We start from the raw sequence: 16,887 nt of genomic DNA, 5'->3' as shown, positions 1-16,887 counted from the left end.
CCGGAATCGGCGGCAGGCACGGTATGATGGGGGCGGCGTCTTTATCCCACGACTGCAACTGAGGTTTTTCGCTGCGTGTCCCTGTCGATCGATGTGTCCCCGGGCCGTTTCGCCACCACGCGCGTTCTCCGCGCGTCCGGGCCGATCACTCTCCAGAACTTCACCCGGCTGCAGGCGGAATTCATGCGCGAGCAATCGCCGCTGACGATTCTCGACCTCTCTGAGGTGCCGCAGATGGACTCAGCCGGACTCGGCGTGATCCTCAAGTACTACGTTGCGGCGCAAAAGCGTGGACACAAGCTGGTGCTGGCCGGCACACGCGGCCGGGTTCTCGACCTGCTCAAGCTGACGCGCGTGGACTCGCTGATTCCGCTGGCAGATACGGTGGAGCAGGCGGAATTGCTCTAGGTTGTATCCACAGATAGAGATGACAGAACCAAAAGTTTTACCAGCTAGCTTGTCATTCCGACCGTAGCGGAGCGGAGGAACCTACAGTTTGCCAGCACGCGCGGAACTGCAGGTTTCTCCACTCCGCGGGACGATGAGACAGTCCCGCTGCGGTCGAAATGACAAGTTTGGGGCGCTCCTCTATGTGGATGCGGTCTAGATCTGCGTCCGGTTCGATGGGTCAGTCCCGTGCTCTAACGGCTTAGCTCGATCGAAACCACCTGCCCGTCCGTCGTCTTATCTGAGGCGATTTTGGAATACCGGATGTTGGCCTTCATTCCCTCAAGATCCTTGCAGGGATGGATGTCGCCCTCCGGGGTGAAGTTCGTCGCCGCGTACTCGATCCGGTAGTAGTTGTTGTTGTAGACGGAGAGCTGCTTTCCCGCTGCGGAGAGCGTGAACTCGAGGACGGCTGGATCGGAGCACTTCACGGCCGAGATGACTCCCTTGGCTGTGTGCCATGGACCGGCGGCCTCCACGCTGGGGTGCTTCGGCGCATCCGAGATCACCACCGTCCTGCCGCCTTCGCCGAAATTCGAGACGCTGGAGAGCCGGGTGGCTACTTTGCCGTCGGGAGCCGTGACCGTGGCGCCATCGGGGATGGCATCCGAGGGCAGCGGGCCGGTGTTCCCTGCAATGGTGCGGCTTTCGATCCTCTGCTGGTTGGCCTGCATTGCGGCCTCCTGCTGCTTGATCTGGGAGATACGGATCTGCAGCATGGCGGACTCCTGCGGCGTCTTCGCAACGGCCTCGGCGGCTTCGAGCACCTGTATGGCGGATCCGGGATTCTGCGCCTCCATCAGCACGTTGGCGGCGTTGATGCGGTAGTTCAGATTTCCGGGTTCGAGCGCGACGGCGTTCACATTCATGATGTGCGCCTCGCTCAGGTTCTTCTGCCGCCGGGCATAGGAGGAGGCCAGAAGATCGTAGGCAGGCGCGAAGCGCGGGTTCAGTTTGATGGCCGCCTTGAGGCAGCTCTCTACCTGGTCCTCATCGGCTTCATTGCTGCTGTACAGGAGCATGGTGGCGTAGTAGTAGTTCGTGAGATAGCTCTGCGAATCGAGCTTGACGGCCTGCTCGTACCACTTACGCGCTTCCCCCGTGCGGCCATCGCGAAGCTCGAGATCGCCCATGGTCTCGTGCGCCTGCACGTTGTCCGGCTCGTCGTGGAGCACAGTGCCGATCATGGCGCGTGCATCCAGCGTCCGCCCGTTGTCGGCGAGGAAGTCGGCTTCGACGGCCTCGGCCTGGGCATCGCTCACCGGCTTCGCGGTGAACGCTGCAGGATCGATGGGCGCGGCCGCCGTGGACAGGACAAAGTAAGAGAAGTTCGCGCCCGAGACATAACCATCCAGCTGGCTCTGGAGCTGCTTCAGATCTCCGAAGGCCTTCTGCGCCGCTTCGAGCGAATCGGTGTGCTGGCTTACCAGTTCGAGGTAATCGCGCAGCCGGTGCGTGTTGTTCTTGCGGTCGGTGATCTCGAGATAGTGGGTCAGCGCCCAGGACTCGGAATAGAAGATCGAGCCCTTCTGTTCTTCATGATAGTAGGGGGAGTTTGCGTCGATCTTGAGCAGCGTGGTGAGTGGGATCAGCCGGTTCTGGCGCAGGTAGAGGATGTCATCGACGCTGGGTTCGCCGAGCCTTACATCCTTGCCGATGATGTCCGTGTTCTGGAAGAACTCGGCCATCCCCTCGTTCAGCCACAGGGGCATCCACTCGATGGCGTTGCCCAGCTGCAGGTGGGTGTACTCGTGATAGACGGTCGCGTAGGGATGCTCGCCTTCTGCATCGAGGCGCAGCGCGATGTAGTTCTTCTCCGGCGCGCGCAGGAAATAGCCGGCAAGCGCCAGGCTTCCCTTGTTGAGATAAGCCTCCGGCTCGAGGACTGCAAACTCCTTCTGATTCTTCACCGCGACTACAAGGATCGGCGAGACAGGGTCGACATTCGCCTTGGGATGCAGCGCCTGGAAGACCCAGCGCATGCGCTCGAACTGGTCGAGGAGCTGGCGGCCGCGCTTCTCCCCGGCATCGGTGAGCACCGTGAAGTGCGGGCTGCGGACTTCGGTCCAGCTTTGGGAGGATGCGGCGAAGGCAGAAGGAACGACAAGGGACAGAAAGAGCAGAGCCGTGCGCTTGAACATGGGAGTTTGGGGCGATCGTAGCAGAGGCGAAGCGCTTTCTCGGAGGAAATCCAGTAGGTTGCTCTGACCGCGCGCCGTGGGAATTCACGCTCCTGTAATATTCCAGCCGGGATGCCTCCCTACACTTCGTCGACATGGAACAGGAACCGTTCTACCTGGAAGTGCTGGCCAGTGACAGGCGCGAAGGTGTGCGGATTTTCCGCGTCATCGGGCCTCTCACCCTGCGAACCTTCTTCGCGGTGCAGGAGGAACTGCGCCATGCGCCGTCTCGACTCAAGATCTTCGATCTAAGCGCCGTGCCGTACATGGATTCTGCGGGTATGGGCGTGATTATCAATGCCTATGTTTCGGCAAAACGCCGTGGCGGCAACGTCGCGGTGGTGGGGCCGAACTATCGTGTCATCGAGCTCTTCAAGCTGACGCATGTGGATACGCTGATCCCGGTCCTCGAGACGGTGGAGGCAGCGGAAGCTTTATAGCGCAGGGTCGGCCAGGGCCAATGCCTCCGCTCTTGAGAGGTTGAGGCGGTCGCGGTGTTCGCGCAGACGCAGGAAGGGCAGCTCGACGATGCGATGCAGCAGCCATGCGGCGGCGAGGCAGCTGACGGCATAGAGCGGAATGGCTACGGTGAGACCTGTCTCCGTCAGGCGGTGCAGGTAGAGCTGGTCGAGATGGATGGCGGCTTTGTGCGAGAGGTAAAGCGCATAGGAGAGTGTCGCGACGAGCTCCGCGCCGGGTATGCGGAGGCGCGCCAGCCAGCCGTCATGGCTTACTGCCGAGGCCGTGAGCAGCGTGAATCCGAGAGCCAGCAGCGGATAACCGACGAGTGTTCCTGCTGCTGAAACTCCGGTGACGGAGGCAAACCGGTCTGCAAATAAGTACAGCGACACGCCGGTCAGAATGATGCCGGTGGCGAGGAGCGCATGTCCGCATGCTGCGATCCGCGCCCACCATGCCGGGCGGAAGAGGCGAATGGCGGCGAGGGCAACGCCCATGGCGAGTCCATCCAGCCTTGAATAACTCGGATAATAGATGCGCTCGAGATAGGCCATGCTGAAACCGTTCTCGGTATGGCTGAGCGGTTGCAGCAGGTGGGTGAGGAACCACCAGCGCACGGCGATGCCGCCGAGGAGGACGGCGGTAAAGAGGCCGCAGGCCTTCCACGCCGCAGGGCGGCGCATGAGAGCAAGCATGAGCAGCGGCAGCAGCAGATAGAAGTGCTCCTCTACGCAGAGCGACCAGACATGCGAGTAGGCCGGGTTCTGCGCGTAGTCGATGCAGAGGTTGAGCGTGAAGGTGAGGAACTCCCAGAGTGGCGAAAGACCAGGCCACTCCCGGAAGGACGGCCATGCGAAGTAGAGTGTCGTGACGACTGCGTAGACGGGCAGGATGCGATAGGCGCGGCGGCGGTAGAAGTCGAGGATCGAGGGGCGCCTGCCGTGCAGATACGGCTTGAGCAGCTGCGTGCCGATGAGATAGCCGCTGAGCACGAAGAAGAGATCGACGCCGATCCATCCGAATTGCGCTCCGGCCTCATACCAGGCGGCCAGGCGATGCTCCAGAGGGATGAGATGAAAGGCGATGACGCTGAGGATCGCGAACGAGCGCAAGGTATCGAGACCAGGCAGGCGGGAAGAAGAGCTGTTTGGCAAGGGACAGGCCTTGAAAGGCGGGGATTGCAGCGATCATAACGGCAGAATGCGCGGAGTTTTTCGCGTATTGCTTGCGCTTCGTTGAGGCAGTATCCAATGTGTCAGCACGCGAGCTGTTGCATCTGGACGTTGGCCCAGCGCAGCGAGTCGATGTAGATGCCGGCAATCCTCGCCTCGCTGATATGCAGATGTTCCGCCGTTTCGGAGATGGGCTCCCAGTCGCCTGATTCGAGCGCGATGATGAGGCGCAGGGCCCGGGCGATGGGGCAATCGACGCCGAGGAGTACGTTTTTCGCCTCTTCCCGCAGCGGCAGGGCATGCACCAGTTTTTCCATGGGGCTGTGCAGCATGGCGCCGATGAGCGACAGCAGGCCGAGCAGGTACTGTTCGTTCGGATCCTCGCCGAGCAGCGATGCGATGCGTTGACAGAAATGCGCCCGTTCGAGCGAGATCTGCAGCAGTACCTTCGGCTGGTCTGCGCCGAGGGCGGCGGCCAGCGCGAGCGAGGCCAGGGTCCGGAAGCGCGCCTCTCCGACCATCATCACCGCGCTCGTCACGCTGGTGATCTGGCTGCGGGTGGGGATGGCCGCCGAGTTCGCGAGACGCAGCAGCCGATAGCAGAGCGAGGCTTCGGCTTCGACGATCGGCGCAATCTCTGACAGGGCGAGCGTCTCGCGGTTCAGCGCGCTGACCAGACGCATGTAATTCGACCAGTTGGCGGGCAGGTCCCGCTCCGCGAGGATGCTCGGGCGGCAGAAGAAGTATCCCTGGAAGAGCTGGTATTTCTCTCGTCTTGCGTCATCAAACTCCTGCTGGCTTTCGATCTTCTCTGCCAGCAGCACGGCATTCGTCTTGGAGGCGATCTTCGCAATGCGCTTCCGTTCGTCCGGACCGGACAGGCGGAAGTCGACTTTGAGATAGTCCGCGTCCCCGGCCAGCGCGCACAGCGCCGAGTCAGGGCGGAAGTCGTCGAGGGCGAGGCGATAGCCGAGCGATTTCAGCTCGAGGCATGCGGCGCGGACCTCGTCATCGGGTTCGATGGTTTCGAGAATTTCAAGAACGGTGGTCGCCGGAGGCAGTATGGTCACCAGCCGCTCGACGAGCGCGGCCCTGGTGCAGTTCACAAAGGCGAGCGTGTGCTGGGTGAGGTTGTCGACGCCCATCATGATGCAGTTGTCGAGCATCTGCAGCGTGGCGTCATCGGCCTCGCCGCGAAAGAAGTTCTCCCATCCCGAGCGGAAGAGCAGCTCATAGCCGATGACCTGGCTGGAGAGGTTCAGGATCGGCTGCCGGGCGAGAAACCGGGTCGGTCCCGTGAGAGAAGCTTCGTCGGATCTTATCTGGGCGGTTGCTGCATGGCAGTCCGGCATCGGGAACTCACTTCCCGGTCATCGGCATTGTGGAGCAATCCGTGAGGATGCCCTAAAACAGTTCCGTCTCCCACAAATCGTGCAGGTGGACGACGCCTTCGATCGCGCCTGACGAGTCGACCACCACGAGCGAGGTGATCTTTCGGGCCTCCATGGCGTCGAGAGCCCGGACCGCGAGTTCGTCGCCGGAGATGGTCTGGGGATGGGCATTCATGGCTTCGCCGGCGGTCTTGCGCAGGCCGTCGGGGCCGTCGCGCTCGAGCAGGCGGCGCAGATCTCCATCGCTGAGGACGCCGGCCAGCCGGCCTTCCTGCTCGACGGTCGTCATGCCCAGCTTCTTGCGCGACATCTCGTAGATGACCTCGGTCATCGGCGTCTCCGGGGAGACTTTCGGGATGGCGTCTCCCTTATGCATCAGCTGATGGACGCGAGCCAGCCGCTTGCCCAGCTTGCCGCCCGGGTGCAGTTCGGCAAAGTCCTCTGCCTGGAAGCCTTTGCGCAGCGAGACGGCGATGGCCAGCGCGTCGCCGAGGGCGAGCATGGCGGTGGTGGATGCCGTCGGCGCGAGGCCCATGCCACAGGCTTCGGCAGGAACGCTGCAATCGAGGGCGATGTCGCTGGCGCGGGCCAGGGTCGAGTCGAGATTGCAGCAGAGGCTGATGAGCGCATCGCCGATGCGCTTGATCTTGGCCAGCAGGCGCAGGATCTCTTCCGTTTCACCGCTGGCGGAGAGCGCGATAACCACATCGCCGCGGGCAACCATGCCGAGGTCGCCGTGTACCGCTTCAGCCGGGTGCAGATAGAGCGCGGGGCTGCCGGTGGAGCTGAGCGTGGCGGCGATCTTCTGCGCAATGATGCCGCTCTTGCCCATGCCGGTAACGACGACGCGGCCGCGGGTCTGGCCGCAGGCGACGATGCATTCCACGGCCCGCTCGAAGTCGGCGGCCATCGGGCCTTCCAGCCGGCCGGCCAGGGCCAGGAGCGCCTCGGCTTCAATGCGGACCAGGCGGGATGGAGTGAGCGGCGTCAAACATCTCAGCGTAACAGGGCGCAGGGCTTAGAGGACAGGTGTCAGAGTGACGGGGAGCGGTCGATCGTCAGCGCCGGGAGATGCCAAGGCACTAGAATGATGCAGAGAGGGAATCGTCGGGTGAAGCGCAACGCAATCGTACTCGCCGTGGTTGTCCTCGCCCTGGTAGTCATGGTCTGGGCGGGCGTCGTCAATTATCGTCATCGCAAGGCGGAAGAAGCCAAGCTCAAGGCCATACAGTCGCAGATGATCACGCTGGGACCGCCGGGCGCGCCGTCTCCGGCTGCGCAGCAGGAAGCCACCGCGGCGGCAAACAATCCGCTGGTGGGTAAGATCGCTCCGGCCTTCACGCTGAAGGACACAAGCGGCAAGAAGATTTCGCTCGCCGATTACAAGGGCAAGGCACTGGTCATCGATTTCTGGGCCACCTGGTGCGCGCCCTGCAAGGTCGAGATCCCCTGGCTGACGAAGTTCCGCGATCAGTATGCCTCGCAGGGTTTTGAAATCCTCGGCGTGTCGGAAGACGACCTCGACGCGCAGAGCAAGGCTGAGCTTGCGAAGCAGGAAAAGGACGTAGCCACGGGCGCGGGCAAGCTGGGGATCAACTACCCGGTGCTGCTCGACGAGAACAATACGGCCAAGCCTTACGGCGGCATCGACGCGCTGCCAACGACATTCTTTGTCGGGCGTGACGGCAAGGTGGTTGCCTCGACCGTCGGTCTTGCCGATAAGGACGAGATCGAAGCCGATATCAAGAAGGCTTTGGCCACGCCGGCCGGGCAGTCGTGATGGCTGGACGCCGTCCGCTGGCTGGGGAGAATCCTATGTTCCGCTCTGTCGCCGTTTTCGCTGCGTTTCTCCTGATTTCGCTGACGCCAGGCGCGCTTTCCGCGCAGAAGATGCCGTGGCAGTCGGACAGCCCGGCGGGCGGCCATTCGGATGCTTCGCCGCAGTCGGTGGAATATCTCTTCCCGGAGCAGATTTCCGTTCCGGCGTGCAAGGACACGGTGGTGGAACTGCACTTCCGGGTGAAGCAGGGAATGCACGTCAACTCTCACCAGCCGCGTGAGAAGTCGTTGATTCCGACGCAGTTCATCGCGGCCGAGGACGGCAATGTGGACATCAGCGCAGTCGATTTTCCGGAAGGAAGCGACTATGTTCTGCCATCCATGCCGAATGACAAGCTGAGCGTGTATACCGGCGAGTTCGTGCTCAAGGCGCACATCCGCGCCAGGGCCGGGGACCACATGCTCGAGGGCGCGTTGCGCTACCAGGCCTGCGACGACCACTCCTGCTATCCGCCGCGCAAGGCTCCGGTCGCTGTGGATGTCATTGCTCGCTGACGGTTTTGGCGCCGATACCACATCGGCGCCGCCTCCGCCTGGGAACATTCACAGCGGAAGTAACGTCAAACCACCGAAGCAGTAGCCTGTTTCACAACCAACCTGCGGTATTCTCGAATCGAAGTCTGGTGAGTCTGATGAGCGGCCTGTCCCTGCGCGATCCCCAAGTTGTCGGTATTCTGGCTGCGGCCGGGTTGTGCCTTGGGGGCATGGTTGCCTACTATTCGCTGCGCAAAAAGGTCTCCGAAGACGAGCTCGAGCGGCTGCGGCGCGAGGCGCTGGTCAAGGCCGGGCGTATCATCGACGGCACCATCCTCGATATCTCTGACCTGAGTCCGGAAGAGAGCGGGCGGCCGGATGGGCTGCGCCTGATCCTCTATAAGTATGAGATCGCGGGCGTAAGCTACGAGTGCTCGCAGGACGTGACCCGGCTGGGCGATTACGTGAATATCTACGAGGCGCGGCTGAGCTTCCCCTGCTCGGTGCGCTACGATCCCCATCGCCCGGTGAACAGCATCGTGGTCGCCGAGGGATGGAGCGGGCTGCGCGATACGGCGAACTCGATTCCGATCCGGAGAGCGCCCCGGCGTTCGCGGATTCCGACTCCGTATCTTTAGAGGGCCAGGGGTGAAGCGGTTAGCGTGGCTTCGCTTCCTTGCCGCTTTTTGACTTTCCTGCTGCTTCTCCTGATTCCCCCCGCGCATGCACAGGGGACGCCCGGTTATAGTCGAAACGGCGACTCTCACGACCTGGCTCGGGCGTGGCGAAAAACGATTCCTATTCAACCCGGAGTTCGGCCTACGCCGACGATGACGCGGACGACGCGTTTCTGCGTCCGGCCAAGCCAGCTGCGCCTTCGCGTGGAAAGAGTTCCCGCGTCTCGAAAACCGAGTCGGTAAAGAACTCCGTACGCGAGCGTCTGCTCGACAAGGCCTCTGAGAATCTGAGCCGCTCCGCCGAGGAAGACGAGCCCTTTCTTCGCACCCGTCGCCGCGTTCCCATTCGCAAGGGGTTTCTGCCGCTCTGGACGCAGACCCGTCTGGGCCGTATCGGGCTGGCCGTGGCCGGACTCGTGGTGCTGGCCGGAGGCGTGGCTCTATTCCTCTCCGTGCAGCACTTTCTGAATACTGATCCGCGCTTCCGCATGGATTCGGCCGCCGATGTACAGACAGTCGGCAACAGCCAGCTCAGCCGGGAAGACCTTCTGTCGGTCTTCGGAGAAGACATCGGCCGCAATATCTTTCATGTGCCGCTGGCGGAGCGCCGGAAGAATCTCGAGGAGATCCCCTGGGTACAGCACGCGACGGTCATGCGCATTCTGCCGAATGAGCTGCGCGTCTCGGTCACCGAGCGCACGCCGATTGCCTTTGTCCGCATCGGGGACCAGGTAAAGCTGGCCGATGCCGACGGCGTGATCCTCGACATGTCCCCGGCGATGATGGCCGCGCGCCACTTCTCGTTCCCGGTGGTCACCGGCATCAAGCCGGAAGATCCTCCGGCTGCGCGCAAGGCGCGCATGCAGCTGTATCAGAACTTCCTCGCCGCGCTCGATTCCGGAGGACAGCATCTCTCCGACCAGATGAGCGAGATCGATCTCTCGGATGCCGAGGATGCGCGGGCTACCGTTCCGGCAAAAGGCACCGATCTGCAGCTGCACTTCGGCGATGAGAAGTTCCTGGAGCGCTACCAGGTGTATCAGTCGCATATAGCCGAGTGGGAACAGCAATATCCCACGCTGGTGTCGGTCGACCTGCGGTATGACGGCCAGGTGGTACTAAAGAAGGGCAACGCCCCCGCGCCCGACGCCTCTTCCGCTCCCGCGCCTGCGGATGCCGCGGTAAAGCCGGATGCGAAGCCGGCAGGCGCGAAGAAACATACAGTCGTGGCCCCACGCCACGCACGGAGGGCCGGCCGATGAGCCAGAAGTCCGACAATCTGATTGCCGTCCTCGACATGGGCAGCGCGAAGACGCGTGTGCTGATCGCTGAGCTGCACGACGGCGCATTGCGCTATCGCGGTCACGGCATTGTGGACGCGGCCGGCATGCGCAAGGGCGTGATCGCCGAACTGAAGCCCGCGGCCGAGGCGGTGAACAAGGCCGCGACACTGGCTGAGAAGCGCGCCGATGGGACGATCGAAAAGTGCGTGATCGCTGTTGGCGGCCCGCACATCCGCGGAGTGAACAGCCGCGGCGGCATCAGCCTGGGCAATCGCCTGCGCGAGATTTCGCGCGAGGACGTCCGTGCCGCTGTTGATCGTGCGCGTTCTGTTTCGCTGCCGCAGGATCGTGAGGTCATCCACCTGTTGCCGCAGCAGTTTATCCTCGACGACCAGCCGAATATCCACGACCCGGTGGGCATGGTGGGTGGGCAGCTTGAAGTGAACCTGCACATCGTGACCTGCTCGGCGGGAGCACAGCAAAGTGTCGTGACCTGCTCCAATCGCGCCGGGCTCGAAGTGACAGAGTCGGTGTTCGAAGCCGTGGCCGCGGCCGAGGCGACGATCTCCGCCGATGAGCGCGAGCTGGGCGTCTGCCTGCTCGATATCGGGGCAGCGACCAGCGAGCTGATCGTCTTCTTCGAAGGATCGGTGGCGCATACCTCGGTGATTCCGATCGGTGGCGACCACTTTACGAACGATCTCGCTGCCGGTCTGCATGTGACGCCGCCCGAGGCGGAGTGGATCAAGTGCAATTACGGCCACGCGGTGGTGACCGCGGTCTCGACCAGCGCGGAGATTGAAGTAACCGGCCTGCCTGGTCATGAGCCGCGCACGGTGCGCCAGCGCATGGTCTGCGAGATCCTCGAGCCGCGCGCACGCGAGCTCTTTCACATGCTGCGCGATAACCTTCGCCAGGGCGGGGTGCTCGAGGCGCTGGGCGCCGGATGCGTGCTGACGGGCGGCGGAGCGCGTCTGCCGGGCCTGCTAGATACGGCGGAGAGCCTGCTGCGCGTGCCCGCGCGGATCGGCTCACCGGTGCCGCTCTCGAAGATGCCGGATGAGCTGGCGCAGCCGGAGTGCTCGGCGCTGATCGGTGCGCTGCTCTATACACATCGCACCAGTATTATTCGAGCGGCGGAAGACAGCAGCCTGCGCGCCAAGCTGCGCGCGATTTTTGCCGGAAGTTTGTAAGTTGAAGAAGTGCAGCAAGAGAGATCGAAAGCAGTTCAGCAGTAGAGGATTCAGAAGGAGTCGGAGCCGATGAGCTACCCGGAAGAGATTCGCATTCAGTATTTTGACGAGGTTCCGCGCGGCGCACGGATCAAGGTGATCGGCGTCGGCGGCGGTGGTGGTAACGCGGTCAATCGCATGATCCAGGCCCGGGTCGAGGGCGTTGAATTCATCGCCGCCAACACCGATCGCCAGGCGCTCCAGCTTTCCGAGGCGCCGGTGAAGCTGCAGCTGGGCACGAAGCTGACCAGCGGCCTGGGCGCAGGCGCGAATCCGGACATCGGCCGCCGCGCGGCTCTGGAGGATTCGGAAAAGATCATCGAGGCGCTCGAGGGTGCGGACATGGTCTTCGTCACCGCCGGTCTCGGCGGCGGCACGGGCACCGGCGCGGCTCCGGTCATTGCCTCGTTGGCGAGTGAGATGGGCGCGCTGACGGTTGCCGTGGTCACCCGGCCGTTTAGCTTCGAGGGCAAGCGCCGTATGGCGCAGGCCGAGCGCGGCATGCAGGAGCTGCTCGAATCGGTAGACACGATGATCGTGATCCCGAACGAGAAGCTGCTTGCGGTAGCCAAAGACGCGGGCTTTTTCGAGTCCTTCCGCATCGCTGACGACGTGCTGCGCCAGGGCGTGCAGGGCATCTCGGACATCATCACCATCCCCGGTATCATCAACCGCGACTTTGCCGACGTGAAGACGACGATGGCGGGCATGGGCTACGCGGTGATGGGCACGGCGCAGCGCTCGGGCGAGAACCGCGCGGTCGACGCCGCGATGGCCGCCATGGCCTCGCCGCTGCTCGAAGCCGGCGCGATCGACGGCGCGCGCGGCATCCTCATCAACATCAGCGGTTCCAGCTCGCTCAAGCTGAGCGAGGTGAACGAGGCCTCGACGCTTATCCAGAACGCGGCGCACGAAGAGGCGAACATCATCTTCGGCGCGGTGCTCGACGAGAACATGGGCGACGACGTGAAGATCACGGTGATCGCCACCGGCTTCAAGCAGGCCGAGGCGCCAGAGCGTCGTGAGCGGATGCTGAACCAGGCGCTGCGGGAGCCGATCGGCCATGCGCATGAGCAGGTGGAGATCAGCTCGACGCCGGTACGGCCGCGCTTTGCCAGTGAGGATTCGGACGACGAATCGGGTTACACGACTTCCATGCGGGACGCGGTGCAGGCTCCGGCGAAGGAACAGGTTCAGGAAGAAGCCTCTGCGGCGCATGTCGCCCCGGTGGCCGAGCCGGTCGTTGCCGTAGCGGAGCCGACCTATACGCAACCGGCGTACGAAGCGTCCGCGCCGGTGCCCGATCCGTTTGCGGACGTTCACCAGGACGAAAACGGCGAAAGCCTGGACATCCCGGCATATCTGCGCCGGGGAAACAGCTTCTAGCCGTTATCGACATGTTTCTGACAGGCTGCATTCGTCAGGATTTTTAGGGGAAGCGTGTCATTCCGACCGAAGCGAGACCGTTCTCATCTCGCGCAGTGGAGGAACCTGCAGTTTTGCCCGCACTTCGAGGGATTTCTGGAGTGAGCAGCCTCACTGCAGGTTCCTCCACTGCGTTCCCTGCGGTCACTTCGGTCGGAATGACAATTTCGAGGCAGAAACAGAACCGCAACACGAATAGGCGCATTGGAAGGCTTTTCGCCCCGATCAAAAGGCCGTCGGGGGCGCCACGATACACTGGATAGAGGCGACTCTACCCCGAAACGCACGTGATTTGAGCCGGTGAGTGGAGCCTGGCGGAACTCTGCGTCTGCCGCGGGGTTTTTACCGGTAGATCTTCCGCGACCCCGGCAGGGGTCTCTTTTTCCAATGGGACCGGCAAGAACCTTAGCGTGAGCCTGTTGACGCTTTTGGTCATTGCCGATGAGTCCTACATAAATTTAGGCATTTCGCCTTTCCCGTTTCTGCGTACGATCAGGCTTAAGGGATCGGATTTTGGGGAATCGGGCTCAGGGATGAGCTCGAGGATGGGATTTCAATGAAGCGCATTTTCCTTTTCGTGCTCGCCATGGCTTTTGCCGGCTCCACGCTCTGCCGTGCCGGCTCCGCGACCACGCATCATCCCGTCCGTCACCGGGCCCGCGTACATGAATCCGCCACAGCGGCAAAGCATATCACCAGCAGCCAGCACAGCCGGCGCGTGGCCTCGACCACGGTCGTTCGTACCCGCACCCGTGGAGGCGCACGGTTGCGCCGTGCGAACCTGGTCGTCCGCCGCGGCGGTGGTGAGCGCTTTTATGCCAGCTCCTTTACCGACATCGATCAGACCCAGGGCGACATTACGACCGGTGAAGATCCGGTCGTCCGCCAGGCGGCGATTGCCGCGCTCGGCAACATGAACGGTACAGCGGTTGCGATCGATCCGAGCAATGGCCGCATCCTCGCCATGGTGAACCAGAAGCTGGCTCTTTCGAGCGGCGCCGAGCCCTGCTCCACGATCAAGGTTTCGGTCGCGCTGGCCGCCCTCGAAGAGGGAATCATCACCAAGGACACGCAGGTGAATCTCGGCGGTTCGTACCACATGGACCTCACCGAGGCGCTGGCACACTCGAACAACCTCTACTTTGAGACGGTCGGTCGTCGCCTCGGCTTCGAGCGCGTGCGCCACTATGCGAACCAGTTCGGTCTGGGCGAGCTGGCCGGTTACAACATTCCCGGTGAGCAGCTCGGTGTGTATCCCGACCAGGTGCTGCCTGAGGATCGCGGCGGCGTAGGTCGCATGTGCTCCTTCGGCGAGAGCGTCTCGATGACCCCGCTGCAGCTCGGCGCGCTGGTCTCGGCGATTGCGAACGGCGGCACGCTCTACTACCTGCAGCATCCGACCTCGCCTGACCAGGTGCTGAACTTCCAGCCCAAGATCAAGCGTACGCTCGACATCGCGCGCATCATTCCTGAGATTCAGGATGGGATGCAGGCCGCGGTGCAATACGGCACAGCCCGCTCGCTGCGCGCCAACTTCAGCCAGTTCCCGGTGATGGGCAAGACCGGCACCTGCTCTGACAATGGCACGCGCTTCGGCTGGTTCGCCTCCTATGCGGATACGCAGTACGGCCGCATCGTAACGGTGTTCTTCCTCGAGGGCGGACGTCCGACCTTCGGCCCCAAGGCAGCGGAGCTGACCGGCGTGTTCTACCGCAACCTCTGGGATCACAGCTACTTCGCCTCGAAGCAGCCGAATGAGCCGATGAGTCCGGCCGCGGCTTCCACCGCTCAAGGCGCTCCCCAGTAGGACTGGCCGTCCAGGCCTTTCGCCTTCGGCTCCCGCTCCCTTTGGTCGCGGGACTCGCCGTCCAGGCCTTTCGCGCGTCGCGCCTTCGCTCTCGTTGGTCGCGGTTTTTCATCTCCACTGGAATGGCCTCTGCAAAGCAGAGGCCGTTTTCTTTTTCAGAGATTTCTCGCGGTGCCACCGTCCGTTATGGCAGTTCGTGCATCTCGAATCAGTTAGGATGCGAAACGAGATGCGGATTCTTTCAGCGGACGAGATGCGGGCCACCGATCGTGTGACGTCCGAGCAATATGGTGTGCCCCCGATCGACCTCATGCGCCGTGCCGGTGCGGCGGTGGCGCGCTTTGTGTTGCGCGAGTTTTCTTCCGCTGCTTCGGTGCTGGTGCTTTGCGGCAGAGGCAACAATGGTGGGGACGGCTTCATCGCTGCGCGTGAGCTGATCGCTGCCGGACGGCAGGTGCATGTTTTGCTGCTTGGCGATCCAGCTGCCATCCAAGGCGATGCGAAGATCGCCTTCGACGAGATGGGATTGACGCCGGTGCTGATTGGCGAAGAGACCGATCTCGACAAGCCTGAGGTGCGCGAGCTTTTTGAGAATGCGGACCTGCTGCTCGATGCAGTGGTCGGCACAGGGTTCCAGCCTCCGTTGCGGGGTACGGCTGCGGCGCTGCGGGATCGAGTGCATGCGCTCGAGACGCCGGTGGTTGCGGTCGATCTGCCTTCGGGCTGGGACGCGGACTCGCGGGAGTTCGCCGTGGAAGGCGCCTTTCGTGCCGATGCGGTTGTTACCTTTACCGCGCCCAAGGCGGCGCATGTCTGCGGCAATCTCTGCGGGTCGGTGTATGCGCCGATCGTCGTCGCGCCGATCGGATCGCCGGATGCAGCCATCCGGTCGGAGCTGAACCTGACGTGGACTGGGGCGTCGAAGGTGGCACTCGACGGGCCGCGGCAGGCGGACAGCAACAAGGGCATCTACGGCCATGTATTGCTCGTGGGAGGAGCGCGCGGCAAGTCGGGTGCTCCGGCGATGGCGTCGCTGGCCGCGCTGCGGGCAGGCGCTGGGCTGGTGACAACGGCGGTGGCCGAGTCGATTCTGCCGCAGGTGGCTGCGATCACCCCCGAGCTGATGACGGCGGCTCTGCCTGAGGATTCCGATGGTGGCTTTGACCTCAAGCGCGTAGATTTAGACGCGCTGCTCGATAAGATCACGGTGCTGGCCATCGGTCCGGGCCTGGGGCAATCGCCTTCAGCGGAAAAGCTGGTATTGACGCTGCTGGACCGGGTAAAGATTCCGCTGGTGCTCGATGCCGATGCGCTGAATATCGTGGCGAAGCATCCCGATAAGCTCGATGGGCGCGGCCGGACGATTGTGCTCACGCCGCATCCGGGCGAGATGGGACGGCTCGCAGGGATCAGCACGAAGGATGTGCAGGCGAAGCGCGAGACGCTGGCCCGGGAGTTTGCGGCGAAGCATCACGTAACACTGGTTTTAAAGGGATGGCGTACACTCGTGGCTCAGCCTGATGGCCAGATCGCGGTGAATACGACGGGCAATCCCGGCATGGCCAAGGGCGGTAGCGGAGATATTCTCACCGGCATCGTCGCGGCGCTGCTGGCGCAGCATCCCAGACAGGTAACCGAAGCGGTGAACGCGGCTGTTTATTTGCACGGGCTCGCAGCGGATTTCGCTGTCCGCGAGCAGGACGAGCGCACGTTGCTGGCTACCGATACGGTCGCGCATCTGTGGCGGGCGTATCGCTTTTCACCGCAGGACGAGGCCGGATTCACATGGCTCGCAGGCCTGCCGCAGGATACTCTGGACTCCCTGGAGGTTCGATGACGACGACCGAGAACGCAAAGGCCGAAGCTGTCGCGAAGGCCGCAGGCGTGAAGACCTATGAGTTCACCACGACCTCTGCCGCGGAAACGATCGCGGCTGGCCACAAGATTGCCGCGTTGCTCACGCCGCCGAAGTTTCTCATCCTGCGTGGAGACCTGGGCGCTGGCAAGACGACGCTGGTAAAGGGTATCGCCGAGGCGCTGAACGCGGCCGATCCGGACGAGGTGACGAGTCCGACCTTCACGCTGATCCACGAGTATGAAGGCGAGTATAAGGGCGCGCATGGCGGGGGCAAGACGCCGGTGGACCTCTACCACCTCGACCTTTACCGGATTGAGGGAGAACGGCAGCTCGACACTCTCGGTCTCGATGACCTGGCTACGCCGGATAGCATTGTGCTGGTCGAATGGGGCGAAAAGTTTCCCAGCGTAATCCGGCGCAGCGATGGCGAGATCGTGATGAGCTCAACCGGCGGCGACGCGCGCAAGATCGTACTGACGCTCAAGTAGGGACTGGCCGTCCAGGCGTTTGTCTTCGGCTGCTTCGCGCAGGCGATCCGCCTTCGGGTCCCGCTCCCGTCGGTCGCGATTCAGTCGGGGCGGGGACAAAGGCGTAGAAAAACTGTCATTCCGACTGGAGCGAGACGTCTTTCGTCTCGCGGTGT

At 62.9% G+C, this 16,887-nt stretch carries 15 protein-coding genes; 11 read left to right on the top strand and 4 right to left on the bottom strand.

The window, feature by feature from the left end; all coding sequences use genetic code 11:
- The first annotated feature begins 75 nt into the window (after positions 1-75).
- Complete coding sequence (locus QM649_RS11115; protein ID WP_415199110.1) at positions 76-408, top strand: STAS domain-containing protein; 333 nt, start codon at positions 76-78, stop codon at positions 406-408.
- A gap of 233 nt (positions 409-641) precedes the next feature.
- Here the strand turns inward: QM649_RS11115 and QM649_RS11110 are convergent, their stop codons facing one another.
- On the bottom strand, positions 642-2,588 hold the full coding sequence (locus QM649_RS11110; RefSeq protein WP_415199109.1) for a tetratricopeptide repeat protein: 1,947 nt from the start codon (positions 2,586-2,588) through the stop codon (positions 642-644).
- 134 nt (positions 2,589-2,722) lie between these two features.
- On the opposite strand from QM649_RS11110, the gene QM649_RS11105 reads away from it, so the two are divergent.
- Positions 2,723-3,067, top strand: a complete 345-nt coding sequence (locus QM649_RS11105; RefSeq protein WP_415199108.1) for an STAS domain-containing protein — start codon at positions 2,723-2,725, stop codon at positions 3,065-3,067.
- Here QM649_RS11105 and QM649_RS11100 read toward each other — a convergent pair.
- The 3 genes from QM649_RS11100 to QM649_RS11090 form a co-directional block, all read right to left on the bottom strand.
- The gene (locus QM649_RS11100) at positions 3,062-4,240 is read right to left on the bottom strand and encodes an acyltransferase family protein (RefSeq protein WP_415199107.1); all 1,179 of its coding nucleotides are present in this window, start codon (positions 4,238-4,240) and stop codon (positions 3,062-3,064) included. The genes QM649_RS11105 and QM649_RS11100 overlap by 6 nt on opposite strands.
- Before the next feature lie 101 nt (positions 4,241-4,341).
- Positions 4,342-5,610 carry an EAL and HDOD domain-containing protein gene (locus QM649_RS11095; protein ID WP_415199106.1) on the bottom strand — a complete coding sequence of 423 codons (1,269 nt, stop codon included), beginning with the start codon at positions 5,608-5,610 and terminating at the stop codon, positions 4,342-4,344.
- Between the two features lie 52 nt (positions 5,611-5,662).
- Positions 5,663-6,640, bottom strand: a complete 978-nt coding sequence (locus QM649_RS11090) for a KpsF/GutQ family sugar-phosphate isomerase (protein ID WP_415199105.1) — start codon at positions 6,638-6,640, stop codon at positions 5,663-5,665.
- A gap of 120 nt (positions 6,641-6,760) precedes the next feature.
- Here QM649_RS11090 and QM649_RS11085 point away from each other — a divergent pair, with 120 nt between their 5' ends.
- The 9 genes from QM649_RS11085 to tsaE all read left to right on the top strand — a co-directional run bounded on the left by QM649_RS11085 (position 6,761) and on the right by tsaE (position 16,732).
- Entirely contained in the window at positions 6,761-7,429 is a 669-nt protein-coding gene (locus tag QM649_RS11085; RefSeq protein ID WP_415199104.1) for a TlpA family protein disulfide reductase, read from the top strand.
- Positions 7,430-7,464: 35 nt separating this feature from the next.
- Positions 7,465-7,983, top strand: coding sequence for a protein-disulfide reductase DsbD domain-containing protein (locus QM649_RS11080; protein WP_415199103.1), 519 nt, complete (start codon positions 7,465-7,467; stop codon positions 7,981-7,983).
- A gap of 137 nt (positions 7,984-8,120) precedes the next feature.
- Entirely contained in the window at positions 8,121-8,600 is a 480-nt protein-coding gene (locus tag QM649_RS11075; protein WP_415199102.1) for a hypothetical protein, read from the top strand.
- 143 nt (positions 8,601-8,743) lie between these two features.
- Positions 8,744-9,901, top strand: coding sequence for a cell division protein FtsQ/DivIB (locus QM649_RS11070; protein ID WP_415199101.1), 1,158 nt, complete (start codon positions 8,744-8,746; stop codon positions 9,899-9,901).
- On the top strand, positions 9,898-11,115 hold the full coding sequence (gene ftsA, locus QM649_RS11065) for a cell division protein FtsA (protein ID WP_415199100.1): 1,218 nt from the start codon (positions 9,898-9,900) through the stop codon (positions 11,113-11,115). The genes QM649_RS11070 and ftsA overlap by 4 nt, the downstream gene beginning before the upstream one ends.
- A gap of 69 nt (positions 11,116-11,184) precedes the next feature.
- Positions 11,185-12,540 (top strand): cell division protein FtsZ, encoded by a 1,356-nt coding sequence (gene ftsZ, locus QM649_RS11060; protein WP_415199099.1) that lies wholly within the window; start codon positions 11,185-11,187, stop codon positions 12,538-12,540.
- 595 nt (positions 12,541-13,135) lie between these two features.
- Positions 13,136-14,386, top strand: coding sequence for a penicillin-binding transpeptidase domain-containing protein (locus QM649_RS11055; RefSeq protein ID WP_415199098.1), 1,251 nt, complete (start codon positions 13,136-13,138; stop codon positions 14,384-14,386).
- A gap of 229 nt (positions 14,387-14,615) precedes the next feature.
- Entirely contained in the window at positions 14,616-16,223 is a 1,608-nt protein-coding gene (locus QM649_RS11050) for an NAD(P)H-hydrate dehydratase (RefSeq protein ID WP_415199097.1), read from the top strand.
- Positions 16,220-16,732, top strand: a complete 513-nt coding sequence (gene tsaE, locus QM649_RS11045) for a tRNA (adenosine(37)-N6)-threonylcarbamoyltransferase complex ATPase subunit type 1 TsaE (RefSeq protein WP_415199096.1) — start codon at positions 16,220-16,222, stop codon at positions 16,730-16,732. The genes QM649_RS11050 and tsaE overlap by 4 nt, the downstream gene beginning before the upstream one ends.
- Positions 16,733-16,887 lie beyond the last annotated feature (155 nt).

Origin of the sequence: Silvibacterium sp. (assembly GCF_047605705.1) — a bacterium.
GTDB lineage: Bacteria > Acidobacteriota > Terriglobia > Terriglobales > Acidobacteriaceae > Silvibacterium.
Note: the sequence above shows the minus strand (reverse complement) of the source record. Positions and strands in the feature narration are given on the sequence as shown.